The organism is Streptomyces sp. NPDC052301, assembly GCF_044593395.1.
GTDB lineage: Bacteria > Actinomycetota > Actinomycetes > Streptomycetales > Streptomycetaceae > Streptomyces.
Genome location: NZ_JBIUBE010000011.1, coordinates 53,256 through 68,414 on the forward strand (window position 1 = coordinate 53,256; position 15,159 = coordinate 68,414).

General features: G+C 71.4%; 16 protein-coding genes. 7 read left to right on the top strand and 9 right to left on the bottom strand.

Going from position 1 to position 15,159, the window contains the following annotated elements; genetic code table 11:
• Window positions 1–8: 8 nt before the first annotated feature.
• The 6 genes from ACIHEJ_RS28120 to ACIHEJ_RS28145 all read right to left on the bottom strand — a co-directional run bounded on the left by ACIHEJ_RS28120 (window position 9) and on the right by ACIHEJ_RS28145 (window position 4,020).
• Entirely contained in the window at window positions 9–1,076 is a 1,068-nt protein-coding gene (locus ACIHEJ_RS28120; RefSeq protein WP_400139609.1) for an AI-2E family transporter, read from the bottom strand.
• A gap of 22 nt (window positions 1,077–1,098) precedes the next feature.
• Window positions 1,099–1,305: a hypothetical protein gene (locus ACIHEJ_RS28125; RefSeq protein ID WP_400139611.1), complete on the bottom strand. Its 207-nt coding sequence runs from the start codon at window positions 1,303–1,305 to the stop codon at window positions 1,099–1,101.
• A gap of 249 nt (window positions 1,306–1,554) precedes the next feature.
• Window positions 1,555–2,532, bottom strand: a complete 978-nt coding sequence (locus tag ACIHEJ_RS28130; RefSeq protein WP_400139613.1) for a pirin family protein — start codon at window positions 2,530–2,532, stop codon at window positions 1,555–1,557.
• A gap of 106 nt (window positions 2,533–2,638) precedes the next feature.
• Window positions 2,639–2,923 carry a hypothetical protein gene (locus ACIHEJ_RS28135; protein WP_400139615.1) on the bottom strand — a complete coding sequence of 95 codons (285 nt, stop codon included), beginning with the start codon at window positions 2,921–2,923 and terminating at the stop codon, window positions 2,639–2,641.
• A 118-nt stretch (window positions 2,924–3,041) separates the two neighbouring features.
• Window positions 3,042–3,284: a hypothetical protein gene (locus ACIHEJ_RS28140; RefSeq protein ID WP_400139617.1), complete on the bottom strand. Its 243-nt coding sequence runs from the start codon at window positions 3,282–3,284 to the stop codon at window positions 3,042–3,044.
• A gap of 265 nt (window positions 3,285–3,549) precedes the next feature.
• A complete protein-coding gene (locus ACIHEJ_RS28145) occupies window positions 3,550–4,020 on the bottom strand; it encodes an SseB family protein (protein WP_400139619.1) in 471 nt (156 codons plus the stop codon).
• Between the two features lie 123 nt (window positions 4,021–4,143).
• On the opposite strand from ACIHEJ_RS28145, the gene ACIHEJ_RS28150 reads away from it, so the two are divergent.
• The 5 genes from ACIHEJ_RS28150 to ACIHEJ_RS28170 all read left to right on the top strand — a co-directional run bounded on the left by ACIHEJ_RS28150 (window position 4,144) and on the right by ACIHEJ_RS28170 (window position 10,377).
• Window positions 4,144–4,572, top strand: coding sequence for an alpha/beta fold hydrolase (locus ACIHEJ_RS28150; protein ID WP_400139621.1), 429 nt, complete (start codon window positions 4,144–4,146; stop codon window positions 4,570–4,572).
• Window positions 4,573–5,024: 452 nt separating this feature from the next.
• Entirely contained in the window at window positions 5,025–6,851 is a 1,827-nt protein-coding gene (locus ACIHEJ_RS28155; RefSeq protein WP_400139623.1) for an acyl-CoA dehydrogenase, read from the top strand.
• A 105-nt stretch (window positions 6,852–6,956) separates the two neighbouring features.
• On the top strand, window positions 6,957–8,255 hold the full coding sequence (locus ACIHEJ_RS28160) for a M18 family aminopeptidase (protein ID WP_400139625.1): 1,299 nt from the start codon (window positions 6,957–6,959) through the stop codon (window positions 8,253–8,255).
• Window positions 8,256–8,382: 127 nt separating this feature from the next.
• A complete protein-coding gene (locus ACIHEJ_RS28165) occupies window positions 8,383–10,026 on the top strand; it encodes a hypothetical protein (RefSeq protein ID WP_400139627.1) in 1,644 nt (547 codons plus the stop codon).
• A 96-nt stretch (window positions 10,027–10,122) separates the two neighbouring features.
• Window positions 10,123–10,377 (top strand): DUF6458 family protein, encoded by a 255-nt coding sequence (locus ACIHEJ_RS28170; protein WP_400139629.1) that lies wholly within the window; start codon window positions 10,123–10,125, stop codon window positions 10,375–10,377.
• Window positions 10,378–10,389: 12 nt separating this feature from the next.
• On the opposite strand, the gene ACIHEJ_RS28175 is transcribed toward ACIHEJ_RS28170, so the two are convergent.
• The gene (locus ACIHEJ_RS28175) at window positions 10,390–12,213 is read right to left on the bottom strand and encodes a thioredoxin-like domain-containing protein (RefSeq protein ID WP_400139631.1); all 1,824 of its coding nucleotides are present in this window, start codon (window positions 12,211–12,213) and stop codon (window positions 10,390–10,392) included.
• A 71-nt stretch (window positions 12,214–12,284) separates the two neighbouring features.
• Entirely contained in the window at window positions 12,285–12,680 is a 396-nt protein-coding gene (locus ACIHEJ_RS28180) for a cupin domain-containing protein (protein WP_400139633.1), read from the bottom strand.
• Window positions 12,681–12,724: 44 nt separating this feature from the next.
• Between ACIHEJ_RS28180 and ACIHEJ_RS28185 the strand changes: the two genes are divergently transcribed.
• On the top strand, window positions 12,725–13,729 hold the full coding sequence (locus ACIHEJ_RS28185; protein WP_400139635.1) for a GlxA family transcriptional regulator: 1,005 nt from the start codon (window positions 12,725–12,727) through the stop codon (window positions 13,727–13,729).
• A gap of 32 nt (window positions 13,730–13,761) precedes the next feature.
• Window positions 13,762–14,256, top strand: coding sequence for an LURP-one-related family protein (locus tag ACIHEJ_RS28190; protein ID WP_366010404.1), 495 nt, complete (start codon window positions 13,762–13,764; stop codon window positions 14,254–14,256).
• A 79-nt stretch (window positions 14,257–14,335) separates the two neighbouring features.
• On the opposite strand, the gene ACIHEJ_RS28195 is transcribed toward ACIHEJ_RS28190, so the two are convergent.
• Window positions 14,336–15,136, bottom strand: a complete 801-nt coding sequence (locus tag ACIHEJ_RS28195) for a carbon-nitrogen family hydrolase (protein ID WP_400139638.1) — start codon at window positions 15,134–15,136, stop codon at window positions 14,336–14,338.
• Window positions 15,137–15,159: the final 23 nt, after the last annotated feature.

Genomic DNA, 15,159 nt, shown 5'->3' on the forward strand with positions numbered 1-15,159 from the left:
CCCCGGCCCTACGCGTCCGGGGACTCGGAAGCGGGCGCGTCCGCGGAGGGCAGGGCGTACCGGGCCCGCAGTTCGTGCGCGACACCGAAGGCGGCGGCGGTCAGCGGCACCGCCAGCAGCATGCCGAGGATCCCCGCGACGGACGCCCCGGCGGTGATGGCGATCATCACCACGGCCGGGTGCATCTGCACGGTCCGGCTCTGGATCACCGGCTGCAGCACATGGCCCTCCAGCACCTGCACCGCGATGACCACCCCGAGGGCCCACAGCGCGATGACGAAGCCGCGGTCGGCGAGGGCGACCAGCACGGCGACCGCGCCGGAGAGGAAGGCACCCAGGTAGGGGATGTAGGCACCGACGAAGACGAGCGCGCCGAGCCCGGGGGCGCCGGGGACCTGGAGGATCAGCAGGCCGACGGTGATGCACAGGGCGTCGATGAGGGCGATGAGGGTCGTCCCGCGCATGAACCCCTCCACCGCGGCGAAGGCGCGCCGGGCGATGGCCTCCAGGGTGTCGGCGGTGCCGCGGGGCGCGATCGTGCGCAGGGCGTCCACGGCCCGGTGGGAGTCGCGCAGGAAGAAGAAGACGAGCAGCAGGGCGAGCACGGCCATGGCGATGCTCTCGCCGACGACGCTGACCCCGCTGATGACGTTGGACGCGGCCGTGGCGCCGAATCTGCTCAGCAGCTTGCGGGCGTTGGCGGCGAGATCGCCCAGACCGGTGCCTGCGGCCCCGAAGTGCCGGGCTACGGCCTTGGCGGCGCTCCGCAGCGAGGCGACGATCTGGTCGCCGGTGTCGATGAGCGCGGCGACCACGATGTACACGGCACCGCCGACGACGGCCACGACGGCGACACAGGTGAGTCCGGCCGCCACCGACGTCTGCACCCCGGCCCGCACCAGCTGCCGGTACAGCGGCCCGAGCAGCGCGGTACCGAGCAGCGCGAGCAGCACCGGCGTGACGGCCGTGCGGAGCTCCCCGCACAGCCGTACCCCGACCCAGCCCACCCCGGCGGCGAGCAGCAGCACGGCGCACCAGGCGGCGAACCGGCGGACGGGGTCGGGCAGCAGCGACACGGGTTCCAGCCGATCTGTCGGTTCAGGCGCCGCCGCCGAGCAGGCCGGTGACAACGCCCAGCAGCCCGCCGAGGAAGCCGCCGCCGTCGTTCCCGGTGCCGTCGCCTCCGGTGCCGTCGGCGGCGACCGTGGCACGGGAGGCGGTCTGTGCCTGGGCGGGGACTGCCGCGGCCGGCGCGCCGAAGGTGAGCAGGGTGGTGACGGGGGTGCCGGCCAGGGTTCGGCTCATGCGGTTCACGTCGAACTCCCGAGGCGGCCGTAAGGACGAAAAGGGACATCATCGACGCTAGGTGCGGCAGGGGAGGCACGCTTCGTGGGCTGCTCCATCCGTGCCCGAGCCGTCACGCCCGTGAAGGGATTCGCGCGGCCGCGCATGCGAGGACCCCGCCCGCGCAATGCCGAGAGCCCCGTCCGGCGCACGGCCGGGCGGGGCTCTCGTACGGTTCGCCGCGGTGGGTCGCGGCCGGTCGTGCGCGGGTCAGCCCTGCGGGCCGCTCTCCGTCATGCCGTGCACGGCCGGGACCGTGCCCAGACGGCCCTTCTGGAAGTCCTCGAAGGCCTGCATCAGCTCGTCCTTGGTGTTCATGACGAACGGGCCGTAGTGGGCCATCGGCTCGCGGATCGGCTGTCCGCCCAGCAGCACGACCTCCAGGTCAGGTGTGTGGGAGTCCTGCTTCTCGTCCGCACGGACGGTCAGCGAGGAGCCGGCACCGAAGACGGCGGTCTGGCCCAGGTGGATCGGACGGCGCTCCGCACCGACACTGCCGCGGCCCGCCATGACGTAGGCGAGGCCGTTGAAGTCCTCGCGCCAGGGCAGGGTGATCTCCGCGCCCGGTGCGAGGGTCGCGTGGATCATCGTGATCGGCGTGTGCGTGATGCCGGGGCCCTGGTGGCCGTCCAGCTCGCCCGCGATGACGCGCAGCAGCGCGCCGCCGTCCGGGGAGGTGAGCAGCTGGACGTTGCCGCCGCGGATGTCCTGGTAGCGCGGGGCCATCATCTTGTCCTTGGCGGGGAGGTTCACCCACAGCTGCAGACCGTGGAAGAGGCCGCCCGACACGACGAGGGACTCCGGCGGGGCCTCGATGTGCAGCAGGCCCGAGCCGGCGGTCATCCACTGGGTGTCGCCGTTGGTGATGGTGCCGCCACCACCCTGCGAGTCCTGGTGGTCGAAGATACCGTCGATGATGTAGGTGACGGTCTCGAAGCCGCGGTGCGGGTGCCAGGGGGTGCCCTTGGGCTCGCCCGGCGCGTACTCCACCTCGCCCATCTGATCCATCATGATGAACGGGTCGAGATGGCGGTAGTTGATCCCCGCGAACGCCCGGCGCACCGGGAAGCCCTCACCCTCGAAACCGCTCGGAGCGGTCGTGACGGCGAGCACGGGACGTGCCACGGCATCGGTGGGAGCAGTCACACGGGGCAGCGTCAACGGGTTCTCGACGGTCACTGCAGGCATGTCGGTACCTCCTTGGTACGCCCACATTAGTTGAGCGTTGAACTTTCTGCCACCTGTAACGGAGAAAGCCCGAAGGGCATTCCCTCCGGGCGGTGTCGGGTGCCCCTCACAGGAACGGCAGCGCCACGGTGAACACGGCCGTCACCGCACCGGTCGGCACCAGCGGGAGGCCGAACACCAGCAGGAGGACGACGCCCAGGACGAACATCGCCGTGGTGCCGCGTCCGACCTGACTGCTCCCGTCCGGGTCCACGGGGTCGTACAGGATCTCCACCCGTTCGGCGCCCAGGCCCGTGTCCCGGCACTCGCGCCGTTCCCCGTGCGCGTCGGTGTACGCGTAGACGGACCGCGTGACCAGGCCGTTCTCCGTGCCGTCCCCGTACGACGACACGAGGCGCCCCTCCACCGTGATGCCCGGGTGCGCAGCGCCCAGGCGTGACGCGCCAGGCGCCGGCCGGCGGCGGTCGCGAGGCAGCCGCAGGCGACCGGCCCCGGGGCGCACAGCCAGATCACGGCGGCCCAGAACCCCGCGCCCACCCCGGCGCGCACGCCGTCGGCGCGAGAACACCACCACCGGTCCACCACAGCCGGCTCCTCGGGTCGGCAGTCGGCCGCCGCACCGGCTCGACCGACACCAGCGCCGCCCCGTCCGGGCGGGGCTCGCCGGCGTCCCGCACGGGCAGCGCCCGGCCCGCCGCCTCGGCGAACGCCCGGACGGCGGGGGCGCTGAGGGCGGTCAGGGAGTACCTCACCGGGTCCGCTCCGGCGGATGCCGGAACGACGGCCGGCTCACGCCCCCGGGCGCCTCTCGCCGCCACACCTGCGATCGCCGCCACGGGTGTCCGGCGGCACACTCCGCCCGCCTCCGGCGACAGCACGCCGGAGCGGAGCCGGGCAGTGGAACGCCGCCGGCCGTGCAGGACCAGCGGCGACGTGTCGGGGAGGCCACGCGGGCACAGTAGGCGAGCCCGGCGAGCGGAAGGGGACGTTCAGCTGTACGGCGTGCGGCGACGGCGCCTAGCCGTACATCCGGCGCATCGCGAAGTCGACCATCTGCTCGACCGCCTTGGCGTCGAACACCATCCGGTGCTCGCCCTCCATGTCCAGGACGAAGCCGTAGCCGGTGGGCAGCAGGTCGATCACCTCCGCGCCGGTGATGACGAAGTACTTGGACTCCTTGCCCGCGTACCGGCGCAGCTCCTTCAGCGAGGTGAACATCGGGATCACCGGCTGCTGGGTGTTGTGCAGGGCCAGGAAGCCGGGGGTGTCGCCGCGCGGGCAGTACACCTTCGACGTGGCGAAGATCTGCTGGAAGTCCTCGGCGGACATCTGCCCGGTGGTGAAGGCGCGCACCGCGTCCGCGAGGGAGGGCGGGGACGGCTCCGGGTAGAGCGGCGGCTGCTGGCCGTACCCGCCGACGCCGCCCTGCGGCGGGGCGTACTGCTGCTGAGCGGCGCCGCCGTCCATGGACTGGCCGTATCCGTACATGAGCGCAAGCGTACCGAGCGGATGCGGCCGGGTGACCGCGGGCAGAAATTATGTAGCGATCGATAGACAATGTTGCTACGGTTTCCGTGTCGACCGCTACGGACAGCGATCACGGGGGTCCTCATGTCCGAGAGCACGTCCCGCCCCGCCCTGCTCCTCGCGCACGGCGCCGGCGGATCCCCGGCCACCAACTGCGGCCCGGTCATGGACCGGTTGGCCGTGCGGTACACGGTGACCGGCGCCGACCATCCGGGCACGGGCAGCACCCCGCGCGCCACCCGGCCGCTCGAACTGAACGGACCGGCCGAGCAGTTGCCGGCCGTCGCCGACGCGGCGGGCGTCGAGCGGTTCACCGCGTCCGGCTTTGCACTGGGCGGGCCGGTGGCGATACGGCCGGCCGCGCGGCATCCGGAGCGGGTGACGGGACTCGTGCTCACCGCGCCCTCGCCCGCGCCGACGCGCAGGTACGGCTCACCGCGCGCGTGGGGCGGACGATCGCCGAGTCGGGGGACGCGGACACGCGCGACAGGTTCGTGTTCGCCCACGCCCTGAGCCCGGCCGCACTGGAGGCGCCCGGAAGAGCTGGACGCGGCGGCGAAGGAGAGGGGTGCGGCGGCGCCGGAGGGCACACCGGACCAGGTGGAGCTGGTGGAGCGGCTGGACGTGACCGCGGACCTGGCCCGGGTCACCGCACCCACACTGGTCGTCGCGCCGGTCGCGGCCACCTGCTCCCGCCCGGCTGCACCGGGCGGTGGCGGTGGGGATCCCGGGGCCCGGCCGGCGGAGATACCGGGCGGTCACCTGCCTTTCGCCGAACAGCCGGCCGGCGGGCTGCCCTGCTCACGGGCGATGTCACGGGCGCGGTGGAGTAGACCCTTCTCACACTTGAACCGACAGGGGTTGCTTCTTATTACCGGCGGGTAGCATCATCGGAGCTACTTGTTGGTACGTGAACTAGGTGCGAGGAGTCAGTCCCTCGCCGATCTCTCTACGGAGCCGTCGCCATGGGGCACTACAAGTCGAATCTCCGCGACATCGAGTTCAACCTCTTCGAAGTACTGGGGCGCGACAAGGTGTACGGCACCGGCCCGTTCGAGGAGATGGACGTCGAGACCGCCAAGAGCGTCCTGGAGGAGCTGACCCGCCTCTCCGAGAACGAGCTGGCCGAGTCCTTCGCCGACGCCGACCGCAACCCGCCGGTCTTCGACCCGGAGACCAACACCGCGCCCGTCCCGGCGTCCTTCAAGAAGAGCTACCAGGCCTTCATGGACTCCGAGTACTGGCGGCTCGGCCTGCCCGAGGAGATCGGCGGCACCACCTCGCCGCGCTCCCTGATCTGGGCCTACGCCGAGCTGATCCTGGGCGCCAACCCGGCCGTGTGGATGTACTCCTCGGGCCCGGCGTTCGCCGGCATCCTCTTCGAGGAGGGCAACGAGGTCCAGAAGCACATCGCCAAGGTCGCCACCGAGAAGCAGTGGGGCTCCACCATGGTGCTCACCGAGCCGGACGCCGGCTCGGACGTGGGCGCCGGCCGCACCAAGGCGGTCCAGCAGGAGGACGGCTCCTGGCACATCGAGGGCGTGAAGCGCTTCATCACCTCCGGTGAGCACGACATGTCGGAGAACATCCTCCACTACGTGCTCGCGCGTCCCGAGGGCGCCGGTCCCGGCACCAAGGGCCTGTCCCTCTTCCTCGTCCCGAAGTACCTCTTCGACTTCGAGACCGGCGAGCTGGGCGAGCGCAACGGCGTCTACGCCACCAACGTCGAGCACAAGATGGGCCTGAAGGCCTCCAACACGTGCGAGATGACCTTCGGCGACAAGCACCCCGCCAAGGGCTGGCTGATCGGCGACAAGCACGACGGCATCCGCCAGATGTTCCGCATCATCGAGTTCGCCCGCATGATGGTCGGCACGAAGGCGATCTCCACGCTGTCCACCGGTTACCTGAACGCGCTGGAGTACGCCAAGGAGCGCGTCCAGGGCCCGGATCTGGCCAACTTCATGGACAAGACCGCGCCCAAGGTCACCATCACCCACCACCCCGACGTGCGCCGCTCGCTGATGACGCAGAAGGCGTACGCGGAGGGCATGCGCGCCCTCGTGCTGTACACCGCCTCGATCCAGGACGCGATCCAGATCAAGGAGGCGAACGGCGAGGACGCCTCCGCCGAGGAGGCGCTGAACGACCTGCTGCTGCCGATCGTCAAGGGCTACGGCTCCGAGAAGGGCTACGAGCAGCTCGCCCAGTCGCTGCAGACCTTCGGCGGCTCCGGCTTCCTGCAGGAGTACCCGATCGAGCAGTACATCCGGGACTCCAAGATCGACACCCTGTACGAGGGCACCACGGCGATCCAGGGCCAGGACTTCTTCTTCCGGAAGATCGTCCGCAACCAGGGCGCCGCGCTGAACTCCCTCGCCGAGGACATCAAGAAGTTCCTGGCGCTCGGCACCGGCGGCGAGGAGCTGTCCGGCGCCCGTGAGCACCTGGCCAAGGCGGCCGTGGAGCTGGAGGCGATCGTCGGCCTGATGCTGACCGACCTCGCGGCCACCGAGCAGGACACCAAGAACATCTACAAGGTGGGCCTGAACACCACCCGCCTGCTCATGGCCTCCGGTGACGTCGTCGTCGGCTACCTGCTGCTCAAGGGCGCCGCGATCGCCGCCGAGAAGCTTGGCACGGCCTCCGCCAAGGACAAGGCGTTCTACACCGGCAAGATCGCCGCCGCGAAGTTCTTCGCGGCGAACGTCCTGCCGGGCGTCACCCTCGCCCGCAAGGTCGCCGCGGGCGTCGAGCTGGACCTGATGGAGCTGGACGAGGCGGCCTTCTAGGCAAGACCCCGCCGGGCCCACGGGCCCACCGGCACCTGTCGATTCGCTGAGCGGGCCCGCTCCCTTTCCGGGAGCGGGCCCGCATCCGTCGTTAAGGTAAACCACATGAGCGCAGCAGCCCGCTTCGACCGCGGCCACACCGACGACCTGATGTCCTTCCTGGCGGCGAGCCCGTCGCCGTACCACGCCGTGGCGAACGTCGCCGAGCGGCTGGAGAAGGCAGGCTTCCGGCAGGTCGCGGAGACGGACGCCTGGGACGGGACAAGCGGTGGCCGGTTCGTGCTGCGCGGCGGCGCGATCGTGGCCTGGTACGTGCCCGAGGGCGCCGAACCGCACACGCCGTTCCACATCATCGGCGCGCACACCGACTCCCCGAACCTCAGGATCAAGCCGCGCCCGGACAGCGGGGCGCACGGCTGGCGTCAGGTCGCCGTGGAGATCTACGGCGGACCGCTGCTGAATTCCTGGCTGGACCGGGACCTGGGCCTGGCGGGCCGGCTGTCCCTGCGCGACGGCTCGACCGCGCTGGTGAACGTGGACCGGCCGCTGCTGCGGGTGCCGCAGCTGGCGATCCACCTGGACCGCTCGGTCGGCACGGACGGGCTGAAGCTCGACAAGCAGCGTCACTCGCAGCCGGTGTGGGGTCTCGGCGACGACGTGCTGGACGGCGACCTGATCTCCTTCCTGGAGCAGGAGGCGGGGCTCACGGCCGGCTCGGTGGCCGGCTGGGACCTGATGGTGCATCCGGTGGAGCCGCCGGCGTACCTCGGCCGGGACCGGGAGCTGGTGGCCGGTCCGCGCATGGACAACCTGCTGTCGGTGCACGCCGGCGCCGCCGCCCTGGCCGCCGTCGCCGGCTCCGGCGCCGCGCTCACCCGGATTCCCGTGCTGGCCGCCTTCGACCACGAGGAGAACGGCTCGCAGTCGGACACCGGCGCGGACGGACCGCTGCTCGGATCGGTGCTGGAACGCTCGGTGTTCGCACGCGGAGGCTCGTACGAGGACCGGGCCCGGGCCTTCGCCGGCACGGTCTGCCTGTCCTCCGACACCGGTCACGCCGTCCACCCCAACTACGCGGAGCGGCACGACCCCACCCACCACCCGCGGGCCAACGGCGGCCCGATCCTGAAGGTGAACGTCAACAACCGCTACGCCACGGACGGTTCGGGCCGGGCGGTGTTCGCCGCCGCCTGCGAGAAGGCGGGCGTGCCCTTCCAGTCCTTCGTGTCCAACAACTCGATGCCGTGCGGCACCACCATCGGCCCGATCACCGCGGCCCGGCACGGCATCCGCACGGTCGACATCGGTGTGGCCATCCTGTCGATGCACAGCGCCCGCGAACTCTGCGGCGCCGAGGACCCGTTCCTGCTGGCCAACGCGCTGACGGCATTTCTGGAAGGCTGACGTCCGTTTCCCCCCGTCCGCTGCGAGAACGTTATTTTTGAACCTGTTCAAGAGGCGTTCTCGCGGCTTAGGATGCGCTGCGCCCATCGCACGATCGGCGCCTCCATGTCCTGTGGGGGGACCACACGTGAACAACAGATCCCTCGCGCTCGGCTGCGCCTGCGTCGTCGCGGCCCTGCTGCTCGGGCCGACGGCGACCGCGCACGCGGCGACCGCACCCCATCTGAACGGGGTGGGCAGCGACGGCGCGCCCGCCGGCGGCCTGGTCTCGGTCTACGCCGGCTCCGACAGCGCCATCACCTCGATCACGGCACACCTGTACGCGCCGGACTCGGCCGCGGACGCCCCCGAGGTCGCCGAGGTCAGCGACTTCACCCGGGTGTCCGGCACCGACACCCAGGGCGTGTGGCGCACCAGCACCCCGCTGCGCCTGTCCGCCCTCGGCACCTACCGCGTCGTGGTCGACCTGAAGGACGCCGACGGGGACACCGCGTCGCTCCAGGGGGCCAACGGCTACGACTACTGGCTCCAGGCGCACCTGTCCGACTTCCAGGTCACGCCACAGAACCCGGACTTCGAGCACCAGAACGTGTCCGTCTCCGGGCGCTACACCGTCGAGGACCCGCGCACCGGTACGACCGGCCCCGCGGGCGGGCAGGTGATGCTCTCGACGTCCAACTGGAACGACTCGCCCAAGGTTCCGCTCGACGCCGACGGCCGTTTCTCGTACTCCTACCACCAGACCGACGCGTACGGCCCCCAGGTCAGCCCCTGGCTCTACCCCGACACCACCGACCCCGTCGCCCCGGACTCCACCAGCGTGGACGTCGTCCCCGTGCAGTCCGACACCCGGGTGACCCTCGACGCCTCCGAACTGCAGGTGAAGGACGGGCAGCCGGCGGCGGTGTCCGGCAAGGCGGAGTACTACCTCGACGGGCAGTGGAAGCCCCTGCCCGGTGTCACCGTCACCGAGCTCTACGCCAGCGACACCGGTGCCGCCGCCGCCCGTCCCGTCACCGACGCGGACGGCCGCTTCACCGGACAGCTGACCCTGCCGCACTCGGGCACGGTCGAGGTCCAGATCTACAGCGGCACCTACCTGAAGAACAGCCCGGAGCAGACGCTCAAGCTGTACGTCGCGAAGAAGACGTCGATCACCGGCTTCACGGCCACGCTCGACAAGTACTCCCAGCTGACCGCGAAGGGCCTGCTGAACACCGGCAAGAGCATGCCCGCCGACCTCTACTACAAGGTCGGCCTGCAGTACTCGGCGGACGGCAGGACCGGCTGGAAGACCATGAAGACGGTCACGCCCGGCAACTACGAGCCCGGCACCGGCGCGACCTTCAAGGGCACCTTCGCCACCGCGTACAAGGGCTACTACCGGGCCCACTTCGCCGGCGACGGCCGCAACTGGCAGGAGTCGTACAGCCCGGTCGTCCACGTCCAGCGCACCCCGACCCGGATCACCGGCGGCAACGCCTCGCCCGAGCCGGTCCGCAAGGGGCACACCCTCACCTACAAGGGCAAGCTGCAGTACTCCTCCTCGGGCACCTGGAAGGCCTACGCCGGCCAGACGGTGAAGATCCTCTTCCGTCCCAAGGGCGCCAGCACCTGGTACGACATGGGCAACACCACCACCCGCACGGACGGCACCTTCAGCAAGGCCGCCACGGCCTCGAAGGACGGCACCTGGGTCGCGGTACTGCTGTACCCGAACAGCACCCACCTCACCAGCGCCGGGTACGAGGACTACGTCGACGTGGTCTGAGCGCCCGTCAGCCGCCGCCCGGGACATGTCCGGGGCGGCGGCGGGTACCCGGACGGCACCGGAGATTCCGGAACCGACAAGGGGAGGCGAGTTCTCATGGGGCTCGGAGGATGCATCATCCTCATCGCCGTGGGGGCCATCCTCACGTTCGCGACCGACTGGCACATGAACGGCGTCAATCTCACGGTCGTCGGCGTGATCCTGATGGCCGTCGGCCTGATCGGCGTGGCGACGTTCAGCGGTATCGCACGGCGCCGGCGGGTCATGGTGCCCCCGACGACGCCGGTGGTGGAGGAGGAACCGCACCACCACCACCGTGTCGACGGCTACAGCGACGGCTACGGCGTCTGACGCGACGCCTGCCTACTGCTCGTCCATGCCCGCCAGGACGAGCGGCAGGCGGTCCGCCCCACCCTCGGTGAGGCGGACCGGGACGCCCCAGTCCTGCTGGTGGACGTGGCAGGCGGGGTACGCGTCGGCCGGGGCGTCGTCGCAGCTGGCGGCCATCGCCGACACGTGCAGGACGCCTTCCGCGACGGCCGGGTTCAGCTCCAGGTCGCGGAAGAGGTCCGTGTCCGCTCCCTCGCCCTTGAGCAGCAGCTCGGGCGGGGTCGAGGAGACCAGCAGACGCGCCGAGGGGCCGTAGCGGGTGTCCAGCTTCTGGCCCGCGGGAGCCTGGAAGATCACGTCCAGACGCAGCCGGCCGGGGGCTACCTCGGTGGCCGCGCGCTGGGTGCGGTGGGCGACCGACTCCACGCGGACCGCCTCCTCGGGCAGCCTGAGCCGGGTCAGCCGGTGCCGGGCCGACTCCACGACCACGATGTCCTCGCCGACCAGCACGGCGTCGCTGGGCTCGCGCAGGTCCGTGGCGAGCGTGGTGACCTCGCCGGTGGCGGGGTCGAAGCGGCGCAGGGCGTGGTTGTAGGTGTCGGCGACGGCCACCGAGCCGTCGGGGAGGGCCGTCACGCCCAGCGGGTGCTGGAGGAGGGCCTGGCCGGCGGCGCCGTCGCGGTGACCGAAGTCGAACAGGCCGGTGCCCACCGCCGTGTGCACGTGTCCGTCGAGGTCCACCCAACGCAGGGCGCTCGTCTCGGAGTCGGCGAGCCAGAGCCGGTCGTCGGTCGCGGCGAGGCCGGACGGCTGGGCGAACCAGGCCTCCGGGCCGGGACCGTCCACGAGGCCCTCGTTCGTGGTGCCGGCCACCACGGCGACGGTGCCCTCGGCCGGGTCGTACGCCCACAGCTGGTGGACGCCCGCCATGGCGATCCACACCTTGCCGGCGAAGAGCGCCACGTCCCACGGGGAGGACAGGTCCACCTCGCGGGCCGGACCGGAGGTCGCCGACCCCTGCCACCACTGCCGGCCGGTGCCGGCCAGGGTCGTCACCTCGCCGGAGGCGAGGTCGAGGCGGCGCAGGGCGTGGTTGACCGTGTCGGCGACCACCACCGAACCGTCCGCCAGCAGGGCGAGGCCCTGCGGCTCGCTGAAGGAGGCCGCCTCGGGACCGCCGTCCGCGAAACCGCGCACGCCCGAGCCGATCCGCCGTACGACCGTCTCGGCGTCCTCGGCCAGCTCCACCAGCTGGTGCCGGGTGGTGTCGCTGACCAGGAAGTGCCCGGACGGCAGCAGCAGGCCCTTGCCGGGGAAGCGGAGCGTCGTCGGCTCCGGCTCCGGCGCCACGTACGGGCCGTCGCCGCGGCGCAGGGTGCCCTTCGCCCCGTGCTCGGCCTCCAGCTCCTCGACCAGCCGCTCGATGGCGTGCGCATGCCCCTCGCCCGCGTGCTGGGCGACGACGTACCCCTCGGGGTCGATGACGACGAGCGTCGGCCAGGCCCGGACCGCGTACTGCTTCCAGGTGGCCAGCTCCGGGTCGTCCAGCACGGGGTGTTCCACGCCGTAGCGCTCCACCGCGTCGACGACCGCCCGGTGGTCCGCCTCGTGCACGAACTTCGGCGAGTGCACACCGATGACCACGACCGTGTCCCGGTGCTTCTCCTCCAGCTCCCGCAGCTCGTCCAGGACGTGCAGGCAGTTCACACAGCAGAAGGTCCAAAAATCGAGAACTACGATGCGTCCGCGCAGGTCGGCCAGGGTGTACTGCTTGTCTCCCGTGTTCAGCCAGCCACCCTTGCCGATCAGCTCGGGGGCGCGGACGCGGGCACGCTTGCGGGGTGCGGAGTCGGTCATGGCTCCAAGGGTGCCACCCGGCTCCGACGACGACCGAGGCGCCTGTGGACAACCCCTCCCGGGCCGGCCGGTCAGGTCAGCGCATGCCCCGTCGTCGCGTCCACGTGGTCCGGTATCTCGTCGTGGCGGTCGCCGACGGTCGGGGTCCCGGTGGGTTCGAGGAGCAGGATCTGCGTGGGCACGGGCGCGTACGGCTTGTGCTCGGTGCCGCGCGGGACGGTGAACACCGATCCCCTGGCAAGGACGACGGTGCGCTCGCCGGCCGGTTCCCGCAGGCCGATGTGGAGTTCGCCGTCGAGGACCAGGAAGAACTCGTCGGTGTCGTCGTGGACGTGCCACAGGTGTTCGCCCTCGACCTTGGCGACGCGCACGTCGTAGTCGTTGACGGTGGTGACGATGCGCGGGCTCCACCGCTCGGTGAAGGAGGCGAGGGCCTTTTCCAGGGAGATGGGTTCCATGGAGGTCATGGTGCGGGGTTCCGGCACCGCCGAACGAGTGCTAGGAATCGCATATGCCGCAAGGATCCTCTCACCCCCCGCACCGGGTCGTGGTGATCGTCGACACGGGCACCAACCCCTTCGAGGTCGGGGTCGCCACGGAGCTGTTCGGGCTGCCCCGGCCGGAACTCGGGCTGCCGGGACCGCTGTACGAGGTGACGTTGTGCACGCCCGCGCGTGACGTGCGCATGAATCACGGCTTCTTCACCATGACCGGCCTGCCGGACCTGACCGCGGTGGACACGGCGGACACCCTGATCGTGCCCGGGCGTCCGGACAACGTCGTCCCGCGCGGTGCGGACGTCCTCGACGCCATCCGCCGCGCCCACGCGCGCGGGGCACGCATCGTCAGCTTCTGCACCGGCAGTTTCGCGCTCGCCGAGGCCGGTCTGCTGGACGGCCGCCGCGCGACGACGCACTGGCTGTGGGCCGACACCTTCCGCAGGCTGCATCCCCGGGTCCTGCTGGAGCCGGACGTCCTCTTCGTGGACGACGGGGACGTCCTGACCGCCGCCGGCAGCTCCGCCGCGCTCGACCTCGGCCTGCACATCTGGCGCCGCGACCACGGGGCCGAGCGCGCGAACGCCGTCTCCCGCCGGCTCGTCTTCGCCGCGCACCGGGACGGCGGCCAGCGGCAGTTCGTCGAACGGCCCGTCCCCGACGTCCCCGACGAATCGCTCGGCCCCCTGCTGGCCTGGGCGCAGGAGCGGCTCGACGAGCCGCTGACGGTGGCGGACCTCGCGGCCCGCGCGGCCGTCAGCCCGGCCACCTTGCACCGCCGCTTCCGCACCCAGCTGGGGACGACGCCGCTGGCCTGGCTCACCGGGGAGAGGGTGGCGCTGGCGTGCCGGCTGATCGAGCGGGGCGAGGACCGGCTGGACGTCGTGGCGGCACGCAGCGGGCTGGGTACGGCGGCCAACCTGCGGGCCCGGCTGCGCCGGGAGACGGGGCTCAGCCCCTCGGCCTACCGCAGGCGTTTCGGCCCGGCGCGCGAGGGGGCGAACGGCGCGGTCCTGTGACGATCAGCGGAAACGGGGGAAGCGCTGACGGTATGAGATTCCTCGTACGCGACCGGCTCCTCGGTATCGGTGACGACTACTGGATCGAGGATGAGCACGGCCGGAAGGTGTTCCTCGTCGACGGCAAGGCGATGCGGCTGCGGGACACCTGGGAGCTGAAGGACGCCCAGGGGCGCGTCCTGATCGACATCCACCAGAAGATGCTCGCCCTGCGCGACACGATGGTGATCGAGCGGGACGGCGAAGGCCTGGCCAGGATCAAGCGCAAACGGCTGTCCCTGCTGCGCAACCACTACCGCGTCTCCCTGGTCGACGGCACCGAACTGGACGTCAGCGGCAAGATCCTGGACCGGGAGTTCGCCGTCGAGTACGACGGCGAACTCCTCGCGGTGATCTCCCGGCGCTGGCTGCACGTCCGGGAGACCTACGGCGTCGACGTCGTACGGGAGGACGCGGACCCGGCGCTGCTCATCGCGGTGACGGTGTGCGTGATCCACCTGGCGGAGAAGGAGCGGGAGGAGGACTGAGCGGGACCGGCCGGGGCCGAACCGGTCCGCCCCGGGCCCACGGGATCGAGGGCCGAGCGGGATCGCAGGACCGGGCGGGTCAGCGCTGGTGCCGGGGCGGCTGCAGGCCCAGCACCCGGTCCTTGAGGGCCGGGAACTGCTCGCGGGTGGCCGCCACCTTCCCCGGGTCGAACTCGACGGTGAGGACCTCCTCACCGGCCCCCGCCTCGGCGAGTACCTCGCCCCACGGATCCACCACGATCGAGTGACCCGCCTGCGGAACTGCCGCATGGGCCCCGGCCGTTCCACAGGCGAGCACGAACGCCTGGTTCTCCACCGCCCGCGCCTGAGCCAGCAGCGTCCAGTGCGCGCGTCGCCGCTCGGGCCAGCCCGCCGGGATCACCAGCGTCTCGGCACCGGCGTCGACCAGTCCACGGAAGAGTTCGGGGAAGCGGAGGTCGTAGCAGGTGGCCACACCGAGCGTGGTGTCGGGCAGCCGGACCGTCACCAGGTCCCGTCCGGCGCCCATCAGCACGGCCTCGCCCTTGTCGAAGCCGAAGCGATGGATCTTGCGGTAGGCGGCGGCCAGCTCGCCGGAGGGGGAGAAGACGAGAGAGGTGTTGTAGAGGGGACCGTCAGGGTCCCGCTCGGGAACCGAGCCCGCGTGCAGCCACACGCCCGCGTCGCTCGCCGCCTTGGCCATGGCCTCGTACGTCGGCCCCTCGAGCGGCTCGGCCTCCTGGCCGAACTCCTCGTAGGCGAAGGCGCCGGTGGTCCACAGCTCGGGCAGAACAACCAGGTCGGACCCGGCCTGTTCCCGTACGAGCGCGGCCACCCGCTGCCGCCGGGAGTCGACCGGTTCGTCCTCGTTCACGACGATCTGGATCAGCGAGGCGCGCACACTACCACCGTCCTGGCATTCGA

Bases quoted from the DNA above. Each gene is read 5' to 3' on its own strand.
- ACIHEJ_RS28130 (WP_400139613.1), bottom strand. From the start codon at position 2,532: ATGCCTGCAGTGACCGTCGAGAACCCGTTGACGCTGCCCCGTGTGACT.
- ACIHEJ_RS28160 (WP_400139625.1), top strand. From the start codon at position 6,957: ATGAGCGCAGCAGCCCGCTTCGACCGCGGCCACACCGACGACCTGATG.
- ACIHEJ_RS28125 (WP_400139611.1), bottom strand. From the start codon at position 1,305: ATGAGCCGAACCCTGGCCGGCACCCCCGTCACCACCCTGCTCACCTTC.
- ACIHEJ_RS28145 (WP_400139619.1), bottom strand. From the start codon at position 4,020: ATGTACGGATACGGCCAGTCCATGGACGGCGGCGCCGCTCAGCAGCAG.
- ACIHEJ_RS28185 (WP_400139635.1), top strand. From the start codon at position 12,725: ATGCCGCAAGGATCCTCTCACCCCCCGCACCGGGTCGTGGTGATCGTC.
- ACIHEJ_RS28175 (WP_400139631.1), bottom strand. From the start codon at position 12,213: ATGACCGACTCCGCACCCCGCAAGCGTGCCCGCGTCCGCGCCCCCGAG.
- ACIHEJ_RS28150 (WP_400139621.1), top strand. From the start codon at position 4,144: ATGTCCGAGAGCACGTCCCGCCCCGCCCTGCTCCTCGCGCACGGCGCC.
- ACIHEJ_RS28155 (WP_400139623.1), top strand. From the start codon at position 5,025: ATGGGGCACTACAAGTCGAATCTCCGCGACATCGAGTTCAACCTCTTC.
- ACIHEJ_RS28170 (WP_400139629.1), top strand. From the start codon at position 10,123: ATGGGGCTCGGAGGATGCATCATCCTCATCGCCGTGGGGGCCATCCTC.
- ACIHEJ_RS28190 (WP_366010404.1), top strand. From the start codon at position 13,762: ATGAGATTCCTCGTACGCGACCGGCTCCTCGGTATCGGTGACGACTAC.
- ACIHEJ_RS28180 (WP_400139633.1), bottom strand. From the start codon at position 12,680: ATGACCTCCATGGAACCCATCTCCCTGGAAAAGGCCCTCGCCTCCTTC.